At 67.0% G+C, this 20,301-nt stretch carries 3 protein-coding genes; 2 read left to right on the top strand and 1 reads right to left on the bottom strand.

The window, feature by feature from the left end:
* Positions 1-37 precede the first annotated feature (37 nt).
* Entirely contained in the window at positions 38-16,807 is a 16,770-nt protein-coding gene (locus FA94_RS32880) for a non-ribosomal peptide synthetase (RefSeq protein WP_035559561.1), read from the top strand.
* A gap of 51 nt (positions 16,808-16,858) precedes the next feature.
* Here the strand turns inward: FA94_RS32880 and FA94_RS32875 are convergent, their stop codons facing one another.
* A complete protein-coding gene (locus tag FA94_RS32875; RefSeq protein WP_081936277.1) occupies positions 16,859-17,776 on the bottom strand; it encodes an AraC family transcriptional regulator in 918 nt (305 codons plus the stop codon).
* Positions 17,777-18,110: 334 nt separating this feature from the next.
* On the opposite strand from FA94_RS32875, the gene FA94_RS32870 reads away from it, so the two are divergent.
* Positions 18,111-20,282, top strand: a complete 2,172-nt coding sequence (locus FA94_RS32870) for a TonB-dependent siderophore receptor (RefSeq protein ID WP_231585085.1) — start codon at positions 18,111-18,113, stop codon at positions 20,280-20,282.
* Positions 20,283-20,301: the final 19 nt, after the last annotated feature.

Here is a 20,301-nt window from a genome sequence, read left to right as displayed (position 1 = left end):
CCCGTTGCTGTTTGCCATCGGATACCGGATTTAGACAATGAACAATATTGCTCAGGACATGCTGGCCGTTTCCCGTCGTTACGCCGACCTCACGCCGGAACGGCGCGCGGCGTTCCGGCAGCGGTTCGCCGCGGGAGGCCACGATCTGTCCGATCTGCCGATCGTGCGTTTGCGCGAACGCGGCGAGCGTCTGCCGCTCTCGCATGCGCAGGAGCGCCTGTGGTTCCTGTGGAAACTCGAGCCGCACAGCGCGGCGTACAACATGGTGGGCGCCTTGCGTCTGGCGGGCGAACTCGACGTGGTGCGCCTACGCGCTGCGCTCGATACGCTGGTCGCGCGGCATGCGAGTTTGCGAACCCGCTTTGGCGAAACCGAAGGCGTCGCGTGGCAGCACCTCGCCGAATTCGCGAACGCGGACGAAGCGCATTACGGCTGGCGTGAAGTGGATCACGTCGAAGGGAGCGATCTCGACGTCATGCTGCAACAGTTGTCGCGCGCGCCGTTCGATCTCGAACGCGGGCCGCTGTTCAACGTCACGCTGTTGCGTCAGGGCGATCGCGAGCATGTGCTGCATCTGGCCTTGCATCACATCGTGTCGGATGGCTGGTCGCAGGCGATTCTGCAGAAGGAACTCGGCGCGCTGTATCGCGCGGGCGGCGAGGCGAACGCGCTCGACGCGTTGTCGATCGAATACGGCGACTACGCGCTGTGGCAACGCGAATGGCTCGAAGGCGCCGCGCTCGACGCACAACTCGACTACTGGCGCGCCACACTCGGCGATAGTCACCCGGTGCTGGAACTGCCCGCCGACCGTGTGCGCCGCGGGCTCGACACTCCGCTCGGCGGCAGCGCGAGCCGCACGCTCGGCGCCGCGCAGCGCGAGCGGCTCGGCGCGTTGTCGCGCGAACTGGGCGTGACCTTGTTCGCCACGTTGTTCGCGGGCTGGGACGCGTTGCTGTATCGCTATACCGGCCAGCGCGATATCCGCATCGGCACGCCGGCGGCCGGGCGCGACCGTCTCGAGACGGAAGGCGTGGTGGGGTTCTTCGTCAATACGCTGGTGATTCGCGCGGACTTGCACGGCGGCGACACGTTCGGCGCGCTCGCGCGGCAGATCGCGCAACGCGTGCTCGACGCGCAGGCGAATCAGGACGTGCCGTTCGCGCGTGTGGTCGACGCGCTGCAACCGCCGCGCAGTCTCACGCATACGCCGCTGTTTCAATCGATGTTCAGCTACGCGCCGGGCGACGCGGCAGGCACGCTGACGTTGCCGGGTCTCACGCTCGACGCGCTAGACGCCGATACCGGCGCGGCCAAGTTCGATCTGATGCTGCATGTGGTGGACGACAACGGCGCGTTGCGCGCGCAGATCGACTACGCCGCGGATCTGTTCGACGCGGCTACGATTGACGCGTTGCTGGACGACTATCTGACGCTGCTCGAAGGTGCGCGCGTGGAGACGTTGTTGCGCGATTTGCCGCTGCATACGCGTGGCGCTTCGAGCGAGCCGTCTGTCGCGCGGCGTGCTACCGGCGACGCACAAGCCAGCGTAATCGAATTGTTCGCGGCCCAGGTCGCCGCGCGCGGCACGCATGACGCGCTGGTCTGCGAAGGTCGCACGCTCGACTACGCGAGCCTCGACGCATGGGCGGCGCGGATCGCCGCGGCGCTCGCACAGCATGGCGATGCGACGGATCGCACCGTGGTGCTGTGCACGCGACGCACCCCGGCGCTGGTCGCCGGTTTGCTAGGCATTCTGAAGGCCGGCGGCGCGTATCTGCCAATCGATCCCGACTATCCGGACGAACGGATTACCGTGATGCTGGCCCGTTCAAATGCGCTCGCCATCGTCACCGACTCGGTGTGCGCCGCGCGCTTCGCGGACCGTTTCGGCAACGCGCCGGTGGTGCTCGCCGACACGCTCGAAGCCGCAGACGATGCCGCGCAAATCGCAACGCAAGGCACGCAAGCAACGGGCGCAACACAAGCAACGCAAGCGCAACCAACGCAAGCGCAAGCAAAACCCCATCCACAACAACTCGCCTACACGATCTTCACCTCCGGATCGAGCGGCGAACCGAAGCAGGTCGGCGTTCCGCATGGCGCGCTCGCCGCGCATCTGCGCGCATTCGTCGACGCCTATTCGCTCGAACCCGCCGACCGTATCCTGCAGTTCGCCACCATCAGCTTCGACGTCGCCACCGAACAACTGCTCGCGCCGCTCGTGGCCGGCGCGACCGTCGTGATGCGCGGCGACGCGCTGTGGGACATGGCCACGCTGAACACGGTGTTCGAGCGCGAACGCGTCACGGGCGCGGATTTGCCAACCGCCTACTGGTTGCAATGGCTCAATCATCTACCGACCCAAGCTTTCCCGACACTGCGCTGGATTTCGGTCGGCGGCGAACCGCTGCCCGGCGACGGCCTGCGCCGTTGGCACACCAGCGCGTTCGCCGGCGTGCGCTTCGACAATCAATATGGTCCGACCGAAGCGGTGATTTCATCGCTCTATCGCACCACTCGCGCAACCGACGCTGACGACACGATCGTCTCGATCGGCCACGCGTATCCGCAACGGCGCCTTGCCGTGCTCGACGCGGAAGGCAACCTCGTCCCGCTCGGCGGCCTGGGCGAGCTGTGCCTGGGCGGCGACGAACTGGCGCGCGGCTATCTCGGCGCGGCAGCGGCAACGGCGGATCGCTTCGTGCCGGACCCGCACGGCGAACCGGGCGCACGCCTGTATCGCACGGGTGACCTCGTGAGAATCCGCCGCGACGGCCGTGTCGATTTCATCGGTCGTGCGGATCAGCAGCTGAAACTGCGCGGCTTTCGCATCGAACCCGGCGAGATCGAAGCGGCGATGCGTTCGCAACCGGGCGTACGTGAAGCGCTGGTGGCGCTGCATGGCGAAGGGACGAGCCGGCGTCTGGTGGGCTACGTCGTGGGTTGCGAGGACGAGGCCGCGTTGCGTGCCGCGCTCGAGCAGACCTTGCCCGATTACATGGTGCCGCAGGCGTTCGTCCATCTCGACGCCTTGCCGCTGATGGGCAACGGCAAGGTGGATCGCCATGCATTGCCGGCGCCGGACATCACGCTGGCGCGCGTCGCGCCTTCTACGGCGGCGGAGCAGGCGTTGCTCGCCATCTGGCGCACGGTGCTGGGTCGCGACGATCTCGGCGTGACCGACAATTTCTTTGAAGCGGGCGGCGATTCGATTCTGAGTCTGCAGATCGTCGCGCGGGCGCGGCAAGCGGGGTATGTCCTCGGTCCGCGACAGGTGTTCGAGCAGCCTACGGTGGAGCGACTTGCGCGGGTGGCCGAAGCGGCTACAACGCAGACCGTGCTGACCGAGTCCCGTGAACCGTTGGACCTCACGCCGATTCAACAGGCGTTCTTCGAGCAGTTCCCACTCGGCGAAAACCATTGGAATCAGGCCGCGTTGCTGCGTGTGGAAGGCGAACTCGACGAGACGGCGTTGCGCGCCGCGCTCGACGCGATTGTCCGCACGCACGATGCGCTTCGTCTGCGCTTTTTCCAACGCGACGGTGCGTGGCGTCAGCAGGTGAGCGCGGCGTCGTCGTGTGCGCTAGAGGTGTTCGACTGGCGCGAGCGCGACGCGTGGCAAGCGGCGTTGGAACAGGCGGGCACGCGTTTGCAGGCCGGGCTCGATCTCGCGAACGGACCGTTGGTGCGCGCGGGCTATGTCCGTTTGCGCGACGAAGGGCGGCTGCTGGTCGCGATTCATCACCTGGCCGTGGACGGCGTGTCGTGGCGCGTGTTGCTCGACGATCTGCAAACGGCGTACGCGCGAGCGCTCGAAGGCCACGCGATCGAACTGCAAGCGGGCACGCCGTGGAGTGTCTGGGTCGAACGTTCCGTCGCGTATGCCCAGGAGGGTGGTGTGCGTCGCGAGGCGCAGTGGTGGCGCGACGCGCTGTCGGCGGCGCGAACCGATGGCGGCGCGCCGGCCGCGTTCGTCGAGTCTTCGCAAGTGATGCGTATGGCCGACACGCTGACGCTCGAAACCGCGCTGGACGCGACGACGACGCGGCTGCTGGTGCAGGACGCGCCGAAGGCGTATCGCACGAATGTGGAAGAGGTGTTGCTCGCCGCGTTGGCACAGGCGGTGCGGGCGTTGAACGTCGCGCGTGGGGTTGGCGGACGCGGCGTGTTGCTGGCGCTGGAAGGGCACGGCCGCGAAGCGCTCGGTAACGACGCGCCGGACCTGAGCCGCTCGGTGGGCTGGTTCACCACGCGTTATCCGCTGTGGCTGGAAGCGCACGATGACGCGCGCGACGCGCTGATCGATGCCAAGGCGCGACGCCGTGCGGTGCCGTACAACGGCCTGCACTGGGGCCTGCTGAGCGCGTATGGTGACGTGGACACGAAGGCCTCGCTGGCCGGTTTGCCGATGCCGCGTGTCGGCTTCAATTATCTGGGGCAGTTCGATTCGAGCCTCGACAAAGCGGGGCGTTTCGGTTTCGCGGAGGAATCCGCAGGCGAGTCGATTGCCGCGGACGCGCCCGTCGACGAACCGCTCTCTATCGTTGCACGTATCGCGAATGGCGCGTTGAGCGTGACGTGGCGCTACGCGCCGCAGATTCTCGCCACGAGCGACGCGCAGGCGTTGAAAGCGTTGTTCGAGCGCAGCCTCGAAGGCTTGATTCAACATGCGCTCAAAGCACAGCCGGAAGCGACCGCCGCGGATTTTGTATTGGCGGGACTGAGCCAGGCGCAATTCGAGTCGCTGAAACTGGACCTCGCGCGTGTCGAGGATATCTATCCGGCCACGCCGGTTCAGCAGGGCTTGTTGTTTCATAGCGCGCTGGAGAGCGGTAGCGGTTTGTATGTGAACCAGCGTCGTTTGACCTTGCGCGGCGAGCTGGATCGCGCGGCGTTGCGCTCGGCGTGGACGCATGCGGTTGCGTCGCACGCGATTCTGCGTACGCAGTTCGAGACGCGACATGGTGGCGACGCGTTGCAGGTCGTGCTGCGTAATGTTGATTTGCCGTATGTCGAGCACGACTGGTCGTCGCTCGATACGCAGGCTTATGAAACACGGCTTCACGCATGGATGCGGGAGGACGTGCAACGTGGCTTCGATGTCGAGCGTGCGCCGTTGCTGCGCATCGCGTTGTTCATTCGCGCGGATGGTGCGCATGATCTGATCTGGACCGATCATCATGTGTTGCTCGACGGCTGGAGCAGCGCACAACTCATGCGCGAAGTGGCAGACGCGTATGAAGCTTTGCGCGCCGGTCGTGAACCGGTTAAGAACGCGCCGCCGTACCGCGACTACGTGCAATGGCGTCTGCAGCAGGACGAAGGCGAAGCATGGTGGCGCGAGCAGGCCGCACGCGTCGACGAACCGGCAACGCTGCTCGAAAGCCTCGGCTTGAACACAGGCCGCGCACTGGAAGTCGCCGCCGAAGCAGACTTGCCGCCGCACGAATCGCGTCTCGACGAAAGCTTGAGCGAAGCATTGCGCGACACCGCCCGACGTCACCATGTAACGCTGAATACGGTATTGCAAGGCGCGTGGGCGTTGCTGCTGTCGCGCTACGGCAACCGCAACCAGGTGGCATTCGGCGTGACCGTATCCGGCCGTCCGGCGCATTTGCCGCAAGTGGAGCAGATGCTCGGGCTGTTCATCAACAGCCTGCCGGTTTGGGTCGACGTGCCGGAAGCAATGCCGCTGTCGGCGTGGCTCGACGCGCTGCAACACCACAATGGCGCGCTGCGCCAGTACGAACACACGCCGCTGTCGCGCATCCAGCAATGGACCGCGCGGAGCGGCGACGGCCTGTTCGACACGCTGCTCGTGTTCGAAAACTATCCCGTCGATGCCACCTTGCGTCACGGCGCGCACGGCGTGGCCATCGAACAGACGGCTGCCTTCGAACGCACGCATGTTCCGCTGACGCTGAGTGTCATGCCGGACGCGCGGATCGGGTTGCGCTGGTCGGCGGAGTCGACGCGCGTGGACCGCGCAACGATCGAACGGCTCGACGCGCACTTTCTTGAACTGCTGACGCAGATCGCGGCGCACGGCGATCCGCTGCTGCGCACGCTGACGCTCGCCTCGACGCTCGCGCACGTCGCTGCGCCGCGCGAAACCTTCGCGTTCGAATCGGTACTCGAACGGATTGCCGCGCAAACCCGCGCACGTCCCGACGCGATCGCGCTCACCGACGGCGACACCGCCTACACCTACGACGCGCTCGACCGCTGGTCGAACCAGATCGCGCATCGCCTGCTCGCGGCGGGCGTGCGCGCCGATGAATGCGTGGGCCTGTGCATGGAGCGCTCGGCGGCGCTGGTCGCGGGCGTGCTCGGCATTCTCAAGGCGGGCGCCGCGTATGTGCCGCTCGATCCGACCTATCCGGCCGAACGGCTGGCGTACATGCTCGACCATTCGCGCGCCCGCCGCGTGGTGGCCGACGCGCCCAGCGCCACGCGCTGGGCGGACCTGCTCGACGGCTGCGAACTGTTGCTGGCCGACGCGGTGAGAGATCAGCCCGAGCACACGCCGCCACTGCGTCTGCATCCTGAACAACTCGCTTACGTGATCTACACATCGGGCTCGACCGGCCGGCCGAAGGGCGTGGCGATCACGCATGCGAACGTGGCGCGCCTGTTCGCCGCCACCGACGCGTGGTACGGCTTCGGCCCCACCGACGTGTGGCCGCTCTTCCATGCCTATGCATTCGACGTCTCGGTATGGGAACTGTTTGGTTGCCTCACGCACGGCGGCCGTCTCGTGATCGTGCCGTACTGGACCGCGCGCGATCCGTCCGCGTGTCATCGACTGTTACGCGACGAATGCGTGACCGTGCTGAACCAGACGCCGTCGGCCTTCATGCCGCTGATGCACGTCGACCTGGAAAGCGACACGCCATTGCACACGCTTCACACGGTGATCTTCGCCGGCGAGAAGCTGGAGCCGGCGAGCCTGCACGCGTGGCTCGAGCGGGGCGGCGCGCGCGCGCCGCGCGTCGTCAATATGTACGGCATTACCGAAACGACGGTGCATTCGAGCTATCGCCCGTTGAGTCTCGCGGACACCCGCGGCGCCGCGCCGCGCAGCGTGATCGGCGTGGCAATCCCCGATCTGTCGCTGCCGATTCTCGACACCGCGCTGCATCCAGTCGCCGATGGCGCGGCGGGCGAATTGCACGTGGGCGGCGCGGGTCTGGCACGCGGCTATCTGCATGCACCGGGTCTGACGGCCGCGCGCTTCGTGCCCGATCCGTTCGGCGCGCCGGGCAGTCGCATGTATAAATCCGGCGATCTGGCGCGGCGGCTGCTGGGCGGTGAACCGGAATACATCGGCCGTAATGACTTTCAGGTGAAGGTGCGCGGCTATCGCATCGAACTCGGCGAAATCGAGGCCGCGTTGCTCGGCGCGCCGACGGTGCGCGAGGTCGCGGTGCTGGCGCGGCCCGACGCGAGCGGCGCGATGAGCCTCGTCGCGTATATCGTGCCGCGTGCGCCGGAGAGCGGCGCGGGCGGTGACATCGCGGCGAACGCGTTCTTGGGCGAAGCGCTCAAGCATTGGCTCGACGCACGTCTGCCGCCGCATATGGTGCCCACCATTTTCGTCGCGCTCGACGCGTTGCCGCTCACGTCGAACGGCAAGCTCGACCGGCGTGCATTGCCGGAGCCGCAATCGCTCGATGCGAGCGCCGCGTATGTCGAACCGCAAACGGACGACGAACGCGCAATTGCGCAAATCTGGCAGGATGTGCTGGGCGTGGCGCGTGTCGGCCGTGACGATCACTTTTTCCTGCTGGGCGGTCATTCGCTGCTGGCTATGCGGGCTGTGGCTCGCACGCGGGAAGTACTCAAGCGCACGGTTGCGCTGCCGCTGCTGTTCACCCAGCCGGTGCTGAAAGATTTCGCGGCGGCGCTGTCGGCTGTGCTTCAAGACAGCACGGCAAACGCGGATGCTGTGCCGTCGCGTATCGAACCACGGCCCGCGAGTTTGACGCGCGTTCCGTTGACGCCCGCGCAGCAGCGTCTCTGGTTCCTGTGGAAGCTCGACCCCGCGAGCCCCGCCTATACGATCAACGGCGCGGTGCGTCTCGAAGGCCAATTCGACGTGACGGCGGCACGCGCCGCGCTCGACGCGCTGATTGCCCGGCACGAGAGCCTGCGCATGCGGGTCGAAGAAACGGAAGGCGCCGCGCTGCAATCGTTCGATGCGCAGCCCGGCTGGCAGACCCTCGATCTCGAAGCGCAACCGGAGCAGGAGCGCGCGGCCACGCTGGCGGCGCTCGGTGCGCAGCCGTTCGATCTGTTGCGTGGACCGGTGCTACGCGTCAGCGTGCTGCGCTTGCGGGCGCAGGAACATGTGCTGCATTTTTCGATGCATCACATCGTGTCCGACCGCTGGTCGCAGGACATCGTGCTCGCGGATTTTGCGGCGCTGTATGCCGCGCAAACCACGCGACAGGCGGCGCAGCCAACGCAACCGCTGGCACCGCTCGCCGTGGCATTCGGCGACTACGCGTTGTGGCAGTCGCAGGAAACCGACGCCACCGCGCTGGCCGCTCAACTCGACTACTGGCGTCACGAACTCGGCGACGAACATCCTGTCCTCGAATTGCCGTTCGACCGCGCGCGCAGCGATGCACGAGGCAGCGCGGGCGCCGCCTGGCGCGTGCCGCTCGACGGCGCGCTCGGCGCGCGCGTTCACGCGCTGGCCGCGCGCCGTCACGCGACGCCTTTCATGGTGCTGCTCGCGGCATGGCAAGCGCTATTGCAGCGCTATAGCGGACAACACGAGATTCGCGTCGGCGTGCCGGTTGCGGGCCGGGACCGCAGCGAGACGCACGAACTGGTTGGCTGCTTCGTCAATACGCTGGTGGTGCGGGCGAAATTGCGCGGTTGCGAGCCGTTCGCGGCGGTGCTCGACGCCGCGCGCGAACGGGTGATCGCCGCGCAGGCGAATCAGGACGTGCCGTTCGCGCAACTGGTCGAAGCCTTGCACCCGCAACGCAGCTTGCGTCACACGCCGCTTTTCCAGGCGATGTTCAACTACGCGAAGGCCGATCGCGCCGCGCCTGCGTTGCCGGGTCTCACGATCTCGAACGTGGACGCAGCCGAACAGACCGCGCGCTTCGATCTCACGCTCAATGCCAACGACACGCCGGACGCGCTCACGCTGTCGTTCGGTTACGCCACCGATGTATTCGACGAGGCGACCATCGCGCGGCTCGCGGCGCATTACGTCGAGTTGCTGGAGCAGGTGCTCGTCGACGACACGCTCAAACTCGGCGACATCGCGCTCGCGGATGCCACGCCGGGCGATGCCGCGCCGCGTGCGCGTTCGTTTGCCGCGCCGTTTGCGGCGATCGATGCGCAGGCGCAGCGTCAGCCCGAGGCTGTGGCGATCGTCTGCGAAGGGGCGGAACTGCGTTATGGCCAATTGCGCGCGCGTTCGGATCGGTTAGCGGCGCGGTTGCGAACGCTTGCGGTGGGCGTGAATGCTGCCGCCGCGCAGCGGGAAGTCGACAATAAACCGTCAGCGGCAGGCCTGCGCGAAGCGCGTGTTGGTCTGTGCGTGGCGCGTTCGCCGGCGCTGCCGGTTGGATTGCTCGGCATCATGAAGTCGGGCGCGGCCTTTGTACCGCTCGACCCGGCGTATCCGCCGGATCGTCTCGCCTACATGCTCGCGGACGCGGGTGTGCAGCGCGTGGTGGCCGATCGCGCGAGCGCCATGCAACTCGCCGACGTGCTGCGGGACTGCGAAGTCCTCACGCTGGACGCACAAGGCTCACTCGACGACGACGCCACCTACAACGACGAAACACTTGCGCCGCTCGCGCTGCATCCATCGCAACTCGCGTACGTGATCTACACGTCGGGCTCGACCGGTCAGCCAAAGGGCGTGGCGGTCGATCATGCCGCGCTCGCCGAACATCTGGCGGACTTCATCGGCACCTACGACATCGCCGCGACGGACACGCAATTGCAATCGTCGACGATCAACTTCGACGTCGCGTTGCACGAGTTGCTGCCGTCGCTGATGCAGGGCGGTCGCGTCGTGATGCGCGGCCCCGAGATGTGGGACCTCGCCACCATGAGCCGCACGCTGATCGAGCAGCAGGTCAGCTTCGCACGCATTCCTACCGCGTACTGGCAGCAGTGGTTGCGCACGCCGCCCGCGCGCAGCGATCTGGCGCGCTTGCGGCAGATCACCGTCGGCGGCGAGGCGCTGCCTGGCGACGCGCTCGCGCAATGGCGCGACGGTCCGCTCGCGGGCATCGCGCTCGACAATCTCTATGGTCCGACCGAAACCACGGTCGCGTGTCTGCATCGGCGCACCACGGCGGCCGACGCGCAAACCCCGGTGGTGTCGATCGGCACGCCGTATCCGTCGCGCACGGCATGCGTCTACGACGACGCGGGTAACGCCGTGCCCGCGCTGGGCGTCGGCGAACTGTGCATCGGCGGATTGACGATGGCGCGCGGCTATCTCGGCCGCGCCGCGCTCACGGCCGATCGCTTCGTGCCGGATCCGCGCGGCGAACCGGGTTCGCGCATGTATCGCTCGGGCGACTTGTGCCGCGCGCGTGCCGACGGCCGTATCGATTTTCTCGGTCGACTCGACCAGCAGGTCAAGCTGCGCGGTTTCCGTATCGAACTCGGCGAGATCGAGACGGCCATGCGCGAGCAGCCCGGCGTGCGCGAAGCGCTGGTCGATCTGCGCGGCAGCGGCGCGCATAAGCGGCTCGTGTGCTATCTGAGCGGCAGCGCCGATATCGACGCCGTGCGCGCCGCGCTCGACGCGCGTCTGCCGGAGCACATGGTGCCGGCGGTGTTCGTCGCGCTCGCCGCGTTGCCGATGATGCAAAACGGCAAAGTGGATCGCCGCGCATTGCCGGACCCTGACGAGGCGGCACTCACGGCGCGCTCGCACACGCCGCCGTCCACGCCGCGCGAAGCCGCGCTGCTGGCGATCTGGCAGCGCGTGCTCGGACGCGACGCGCTCGGCGTACACGAGAATTTCTTCGAGGTGGGCGGCGATTCGATCCTGAGTCTGCAGATCGTCGCGCGGGCGGCGCAGGCGGGTTTGCGCATCACGCCGCGTCAACTGTTCGAACAGCCGACGGTGGCACGGCTCGCGGCGGTTGCGCTCGACGTGTCGGCGGACGACGCCGACGCCCAGAGCCGGCACGCCGAACGGCATGACGCGTTGCCACTCACGCCGATTCAGGCCGACTTTTTCCGGCGTTATCCGCACGGCGAGTCCCACTGGAATCAGGCGGCATTGCTGAGTGTGGCGGGCACGCTGGATTCGCAGGCCCTGGAGGCGGCGGTGCGCGCGCTGGTGTCGCGTCACGACGCGTTGCGCGTGCGCTTCGAGAAGACCGCGGACGGCACGTGGGTTCAACGTGTGACGCCCGCCGCGGATTACTTCGCAACGCTGCCGACGCTGGTGGAATCGATCGATCTGAGCGGCGAAGCCGACTGGCGCGCGGCGCTCGAACGCGAGGGCGAGCGCCTGCACCGCGACCTCGATCTGCAAGCCGGACCGCTGATGCGCGCGGCGTGGTTCAAGGTCGGCGCGGACGAAGGGCGTTTGTTCGTCGTGATTCATCACGCGGTGGTGGACGGTGTGTCGTGGCGCGTGTTGCTCGACGAGTTCGAAACCTTGTATGCGAGCGCGGCGCGTGGCGAAGCACCGGACGCAGCCTTGGCCACGCCGTTGCCGTGGAGCGCGTGGGTGGAACAGGCGGCGCGTTATGCCGCCGCGCTGCCGGCGCAGAGCGAGGCGGAGAAATGGTGCATGGGGCTAGAGGGCGCGAGCGCCGTGCTGCCGGTCGAGCGCGACGAGTCGCAGGCCGACATGCGGCTCGCGGCGAGCCGCGTTCATACACTGACGCTCGATCGCGCGCTGACCGAGGCGCTGTTGCGCGAACCCGCGCGCGCTTACCGGATGGGCACGGATGAAGTGCTGCTGGCCGCGCTCGCGGACGCGGTGGCGTCGTGGAGTGGCGCGGCTGGCGCACTGATCGCACTTGAAGGCCACGGCCGCGAGGAGATCGATGCGCAACTCGATCTGAGCGGCACGATCGGCTGGTTCACGACGCGCTTTCCGGTGTGGATTCCGGCTGGCGTGAACGTGGATGCGAACGCGAACGCGCAGGGGAACGCCGGACGTTCACGGACGCGCGACGCATTGCGCGCCGCCAAACAACGTCTGCGTGCAATCGAACACAAGGGCCTGCATTGGGGCATGCTCACGCAGCTTGCCGCCGATCCGGCCGTGCGCGCGGAATTGTCGGCATTGCCGGCGCCACGCATCGGCTTCAATTATCTTGGGCAGACCGATCAGGTGCTTGAACGCAATGGCCGGTTCGGCTTTGCGAGCGAGTCGACCGGTGCGCCGATGTCCGGCGATTCGCGGTTGAAATATGTGCTCGACCTGAACGGTGCAGTCGAGAACGGCATGCTGGCCATCACCTGGCGCTACAGCCCGGATGTGCTTGCCGACGCGACGGTCAGCGCGCTCGCCGATTCATTCCGCGCGTCGCTCGCGGCGTTTGTCGAGCATTGCTCGCGGGCGGCCGCCGGTGCGACGGCGGAAGATTTCCCGCTCGCGCAACTCGACGCCGCGCAGCTCGATGCGCTCGATCTGCCGCTCGGCGATGTCGAAGATATTTATCCGGCCACGCCGCTCCAGCAGGGCTTGCTGTTCCACAGTCTGTTGCAGCAGGGCGCGGGCGTTTATATCAATCAGAAGCGACTGACCTTGCGCGGTACGCTCGACCGCGACGCGCTCGCCGCCGCATGGCGCATCGCGCTCGAACGGCATGCGATTCTGCGCACGCACTTTGAATGGCGGCACGGCGGCGAGGCGTTGCAGATCGTGCGTCGGCGCGTCGAGTTGCCGGTTACGTTGCACGACTGGCGCGCGCACGACGACTATGAAGCCGCGCTTGCACAGTGGCGCGCGGAAGATGTGACGACGCCGTTCGATCTGCGTCATGCGTCGCTGATGCGTCTGAATCTGTTCGCACGCCCGGACGGCGCTCACGATCTCGTGTGGACGGATCATCATGCGCTGCTCGACGGCTGGAGCGCCGCGCAACTGATGGGCGAAGTGATCTACGCCTATCGACGCGAGACGGCGGCGCTGGACGCAATCGATGCGCCGTTGGCGGCCGCTACGCCGTATCGCGAGTACGTGCGCTGGCGTCAGAATCAACCCGCCGCGCAGGACTGGTGGCGCGGGCAATTGCAGGCACTCGACGAGGTCGGGCTCCTGATGCCGTCGCTGCGCGGCAAGCCCGCCGGCCGGCAAGCAGGCGACACCGCGCCGCTTGGGAACACGGGCGTGCATCGTCTCGCGCAGCCGCTCGGCGTCGCGTTGAGCGAGGCGCTGCGGGCGGCGGCGGTGCGTCATCGCGTGACGCTCAATACGCTGATCCAGGCCGCGTGGGCCGCGTTGCTCGCGCGTCACGCGAACCGTCGACGGATCGCGTTCGGCGTCACCGTGTCGGGGCGTCCGCCCGAACTGCCGGGTATCGACGGCATGCTCGGCCTGTTCATCAACAGTTTGCCGGTCTGGACGGCGCTGCGTTCGGACGAACCGCTCGGCGACTGGCTCGCCAGTCTGCAGCAACATAACGCCGCGTTGCGCCAGCACGAACACACGCCGCTGCGCGAGGTGCAGCGCTGGGCCGCGGAGAGTGCGGGGCGCGAGTCCGGGCCGCTGTTCGACACGCTCGTCGTGTTCGAGAACTATCCGATCGACGCCGGCCTGCGCGAAGGCGAGACGGGGCTGGAGGTGAGCGCGTCGGAAACGCTCGAGCGCACGCACTATCCGTTGACGCTCGCGGTGTCGCCCGGCGAAGCACTGTCGATTCAATGGAACGCGGACGCCGCGCAACTCGACGCGGCGGTGCTCGATCGTCTGGCCGCGCAGTACGCGGCGCTCCTTGAACAGATCGCACGCCCGGCCACGCGTTGGGTGGGCGATCTGCAGGTGCCGCGCGGCGTGTTGCCGTTCGAGGGCGGTGATTTCGCTCAGGCCGCGCCGGTCGATCATGCGTTCGTGTCGCTCGCGGCTCGCTTCGCGACGCAGGTCGCGCAACGGCCCGACGCGCTGGCGGTCGTCGCCGGCGATGCGCGCGTTACTTACGCGGAACTCGACGCGTGGTCCGATCGCATCGCCGCGCATCTGCTCGCGCAGGGCGTGGGACGCGAGGAGCTGGTCGGCGTGGCATTCGAGCGGTCCGCGGCGCTGATCGCGGCGCTGCTTGGCGTGTTGAAGGCGGGTGCGGCCTACGTGCCGCTCGATCCGTCGTATCCGCGTGAACGGCTCGACTATCTGCTTGGCGATGCGGGCATTGTGCGGGTGCTGGTTGATAAAGCGGGTATTGGCGCGCTTGCGCATGCTGGTGCGCGCATCAGCATGCTCGACATCGGCGTCGTGCCGCCCGCCCCGGCGAACTGGCGCGTCGCTGCGCCGGTCGCGTTGCCGGAGCAGCTCGCCTACGTGATCTACACGTCGGGCTCGACGGGACAACCCAAGGGCGTCGCGATTTCGCAGCGCAGCGCCGCGCGTCTGTTCGACAGCACCGGCGAGACATTCGGCTTCCACGCCGATGACGTCTGGTCGATGTGCCACTCGTACGCGTTCGACTTTTCAGTGTGGGAAATCTTCGGCGCGCTTACCACCGGCGCGCGCCTGGCCGTCGCGCCCGCCGCGCTCGCGCGCGACGTGGAAGCGCTGCACCGCTGGCTCGGCGAACAGGGTGTGAGCGTGCTGAATCAGACGCCTTCGGCCTTCATGCCGCTGATGCGCGTCGACATGCAGAGCGACGCCGGTCTTGCGCGTCTGCGCGTGGTGATCTTCGGCGGCGAGAAGCTCGAGCCGCAGGCGCTCGCGGGTTGGGCGGCGGCGCGCCGCGCACGCGGCGTCGAAGGTACGCGGCCGATGCTGGTCAACATGTATGGCATCACGGAGACGACGGTGCACGTCACCTGCCGTCCGCTCGCCGACGACGATCTGCGCGCGGCAGTCGGCACGACGGCGCGCAGCGTGATCGGCGCGCCGCTCGACGACCTCGCGCTGCGCGTGCTCGACGACGACCTGAACGTCGTGCCCGAGGGCGCGACCGGCGAGTTGTGCGTGGGCGGCGCGGGTCTCGCGCGCGGCTATCTGGGCCGCGCCGCGCTGACCGCCGAGCGTTTCGTGCCCGATCCGTATGGCGCGCCGGGTGCGCGTCTGTACCGTTCGGGCGATCTCGCGATTCACGACGCCGACGGCGAAATCGACTACGTCGGCCGTAACGATTTCCAGACGAAGATTCGCGGCTATCGGATCGAGACGGGCGAGATTCGCGCGCGGCTGCTCGCGCATCCGGCCGTGCGCGACGCGGCGGTGCTGGCGGTCGGCGCGCCGTCGACCGACGGCGTCGCGAGCGAAAGCCTGCGTCTGGCGGCGTGGATCGTGCCCGATCCGGCGCATACCGCGCCCGACGACTGGAGCACGGCGCTGCGCGCGCACCTGCGCGAGCAGTTGCCGGACTATATGGTGCCGTCTTTGTTCGCGACGCTCGACGCGTTGCCGCTCACGGTCAACGGCAAACTCGACAGCAAGGCGCTGCCGCTTGCGACGGCCGCCGGCGCGACCGATGCCGCAGCCCAGGTTGCCGCCGACGAAGCGCCGGCCACGCCGACCGAGGTGCGGCTTGCCGCGATCTGGCAGACCGTGCTGGGCGGCGTCCCGGTTGGCTCACGCGCGCATTTCTTCGAGCAGGGCGGCGATTCGCTCGCGACGCTGCGGGTGGCGGAACTGGCGCGCGCCGCTGGCTTTGCGCGGTTCGCGGTGGGGATGCTGTTCGAGCATCCGGTGCTCGCCGATCTGGCTGCGGCGCTGGATGCGTTTGCTTCGAACGCTGTCGACGAGGCCGCCGCGCCGCGTCATCTGGTGCGTCTGAATGCGGGCGATGCGCCGCATCGGCTGTTCGCGATTCATCCGGGCTACGGCCTGGTGGCGGGCTATCGCGCGCTCGCGCAGATGCTGGTGGGGCAAGTGGAAGTGGTCGGCGTCGAGTATCCGGCCTTTAGCGACGAGTCCTGGCGTTTCACCGGACTGCAAGCGCTGGCGCGTCAGTATGCCGACGCGATCCGGCGCGCGCAGCCGCGTGGTCCGTATGCGCTGCTCGGCTGGTCGTTCGGCGGGATGATCGCGACGGAAGTGGCGCGTGTGCTGGAGGACGAGGGCGAGCAGGTCGCGTTCGTCGGGCTGCTCGATGTGTCGATTCATCCGGACGCGGCGGCTGATGCGGTTGGCTCGGCCGAGGTGGCGGGGGTGAACGGGAAGACGGTTGCGGCATCTGCGGCGGTCACAGTAGCAATGGCGGCAACGGCGGCTGAGGCGGCAACGATGGCCGCGCAGCCCGCCTGGCGGGAACAAGCCACGCCGGAAGAAGTAGCCACTTTGGCTGCCCGCGTTCCGGCATGGCTCGCTCAAGCCGACGACGGCGCGTTGCCGTCCGCCTCGGCCTCCACTTTGGTCGAACACGCGGCGCTCGCGCAAGCCAATGCCGCGCTCGCGTTGCGTCGGCACTGGCCGGCTGCGCCGCGCGCGCCGTTGTCCTTCTGGTGGGCGGCGCGCGGTGCGTCGCGGTCAACGGCCGAGGATCTCGCGCGCTGGCAGAGCAGCGGTGTGAAGCTCGCCAGCTCGGTCGAGGTGGACGCGGCGCACGACGACATCGCGTGGCATCCCGCGCTGCTCGACTCGCTAGGTGCGACGTTGCGCGAGGCGTTCGACGACGCGGCGCGCTAAGCGGGCCGGGGCGGTGCGCGCGAGTCCGGACGCTCGGACGGCGCGCGCCGCTCAGCCCTGCAGCGCGTCCAGCGGCGCGGTCGCGGGGTTCATCATCGATTGATATTTCAACGGAGTCATATGCAGGACGCGCTTGAACATCACCGCGAACGTGTTGGCGTCCGCGTAGCCGAGGTAGGCGGCCACCTCGGTGATCGGCGTGCTGGTCGACAGGCGGCACATCGCTTCGGACGCGCGCATCTGCTCGCGCCATTTGGCGAATGGCATGCCGGTCTCGCGTTGAAAGTGCCGCGCCAACGTGCGCGAACTTGCGCCGATGCGGTCGCCCCAGTATTCCAGCGAGTCGCTGTTGGCCGGCTCGTCGATCAGCGCCTGGCAAATCTTGCGCAAGCGCGGATGCTGCGGCAACGGCAGACGGGCAGCCTGGTCGAGGATCGAGCCGAGGTCTTCGGTGGCGGCCGCGCTGAGCAGATGGACGATCAGTTGGGCGAGCACGTCGGCGAGACTGCCCGGCGGCGGGTTGCGCGCGGGTTGCGTGACCAGCGCCAGAATCGCCTCGCGCAGCAGGGCGTTCACCGCCAGCAGGCGGCCTTCCTCGTCGCCGCACATCGGGCACGGGTCGACATAGACCGTGCGGAACGAGACTTTGCCGACCATCTCCAGTTCATGCTCGACGCGCGGCGGCACCAGCAACGCGCGGTCCGGCGTGACGACCCAACTGGTGCCGGGCGTGCGCACGCGAATCACGCCGTTGGTGGCGTACAGGAGTTGCGCGCGCGGATGCGTGTGGGCGATTTCGCGCGCGCCGGATTCGTATTCGATCGCCTGGCCGAACACGATCGGCAGATCCGGCCGGCTGTCGGTCGACGCTTTAACAGTGGGATTCGCCAATGCGGCGGAATTCGTCACGGTCACGGGACTGCCGACCGGGCTGGCATGCGCAACGGGCTTCACGAGAGATTTGTCCATTCGATTCGGTATTTTCGATATTATCGTCTGGATCGGTCATTTAGTGTCCATGTGACGCATAAAAACGTCCGCCTCTGCAAAGGACATGTCTGTATCATCCGAAATCGACAGGTGTGCGCGGAAACTGGCCGTGCTTTCCCGGACGCAACGCCTGATTAAAATCTAAATAGTCCATCCCCCAAGCCCGCGCATTGCGCAGTCCCACGGCGTTGTTTTGCCGTGGGACAAATCGCTGTTGCATAAGAAATAAGACTCATTATCATTAACATTCAATGGTGAATCGACGATGAAGGGATGTAAGAAAAACAAAAGTACGGGGCAGCGCGGACTTCCGGTGAGACTCGTTTTGCTCAGCATGCCGCTGGCGCTTTCCTCGATTGCGCATGCGCAATCGTCGGGCGCCGCCGACAGCGCGACTCGTCAGAGCGCGCCGGTGGGGCAGGCCAGCGGCACGAACGCGGCGAGCAGCAATACGCTGCCGGCCGTGAGCGTGAACGCTTCGCGTGAGTCGTCGGCGACCGGCCCGATCGCGGGCGTGGTGGCCAAGCGTAGCCTCACGGCGACCAAGACCGACACGCCGATTGTGCGTACGCCGCAATCGATCTCGGTGGTGACGCGCGATCAGATGGATCAGCAGGGCGCGACGACCATCGACCAGGCGCTGCGCTACACGCCGGGCGTCTATTCGCAGGACTCGACCGACTTCCGTTTCGACCAGTTGCGCGGCCGCGGCTTCGACTACTCGACCTATCTCAACGGCCTGATCCTGCAGCCGAGCGCGTATTACGCGAATCCGCGGATCGACCCGTACTTCCTCGAGCGTATCGACGTGATGCGCGGCCCGGCTTCCGTGCTGTACGGCGCGGGCAGCCCGGCGGGTATCGTGAATCTGGTGTCGAAGATGCCGACCGAAGACTCCGTGCACGAGTTGATGCTGCAGTTCGGCAATCACGACCGCTATGAAGTGGGCTTCGATATAGGCGGCAAGGTCGACGAGGCCGGCACCGTGCTGTACCGCGTGACCGGTCTCGGCCGCGATTCGGATACTCAGGTGAACGGCATCAAGGACCAGCGTCTCGCGATCGCGCCAAGCGTCACGATCCGTCCGACCAAGGACACCTCGCTGACGCTGTACGCGCAATACCAGCGCGACCCGGCGGGCGGCCTGTTCGACTCGCTGCCGGTGAGCGGCGTGGCCACCTTCAACCCGAACGGCAAGATCGGCACGGGGACCTACGTCGGCAATCCGAACGACGATTATTTCCGCCGCACGCAGTACGCCGTGGGTTACCAGTTCGAACAGAAGATCAGCCCGATTTTCACGTTCCGTTCGAACGCGCGTTACATGCACGACGACATCGACTATCACCAGACCTTCTTCGGCAACTCGGTGGCGGGGTCGAACAAAGTGCTGACCATGAACGCGTTCCTGGACCGCGAGCATCTGAGTCAGTTCGATATGGATAACCAGATCGAGGCGAAGTTCTCGACCGGCGCCGTCAAGCAGACCGTATTGTTCGGGCTCGACTATCAGCGCCTGTTGAACGGTGCGAACTCGGGGACGGGGGCGGTCGGTACGCTCAATCCGTTTGCGCCGGACTACTCGACGCTCCGCCAGATCACGGCGACCACCAAGCGCGTCGACACGGCCACCGATCAGGTCGGCGTCTATATCCAGGATCAGATCGAATACGGCCGCTGGCTGCTGACGCTCGGTGCGCGCAACGACTGGAGTTCGACCAACATCCAGTCGGTCACGCCGACCGCGGCTTCGGTGCAGAACCAGACGCCGCACGCGTTCACGTGGCGCGGCGGCCTGTCGTACCTGTTCGACTCGGGTATCGCGCCGTACTTCGTCTACGCGAAATCGTTCCAGCCGACCACTGGCGTGAACTTCGCGAATCAGGCGCTGGTGCCGACCACCGGTCAGGAATACGAAGTCGGCGTGAAGTATCAGCCGAAGAACTACAACGCCTTGTTCACGGCCGCGCTGTTCAACCTGACGCAACAGAACGTGTCGACTACCGACTCGCTGCACCCGGGTTATGCGGTGCAAACGGGTGAAGTGCGCTCGCGCGGTCTCGAACTCGAAGGCCGCCTGCAACTGTCCGACAGTCTGTCGGCGATCGCTTCGTACACGTATCTGAATCAGGTGGTCACGAAGTCCAACGTGGCATCGCAGCTCGGCAAGCGGCCCACGTTCGCGCCGCGTAACCTGGCGTCGATCTGGGCCGATTACACGCTGCATACGGGTCCGCTGCGTGGGCTCGGCTTCGGCGGCGGCGTGCGCTATATCGGCATGTCGGCGGGCGACACGGCCAATTCGTTCGACGTGAGCAGCGTCGTGCTGCTGGATGCCGCCGTGCACTACGACATCAGCAACTGGAAGTTCGCGCTGAACGGCACCAACCTCGCGAACCGCAAGTACGTGGCCTATTGTTCGGGCGGCGCGTGCTACTACGGTTCGACGATCGGCGTGCTCGGCACCGCGAAGTATCAGTGGTAAAACTGGCATGAGCATCGAG

The sequence above is a fragment of the Burkholderia sp. 9120 genome, assembly GCF_000745015.1.
GTDB lineage: Bacteria > Pseudomonadota > Gammaproteobacteria > Burkholderiales > Burkholderiaceae > Paraburkholderia.
This window is presented reverse-complemented; position numbering and strand designations above follow the sequence as displayed.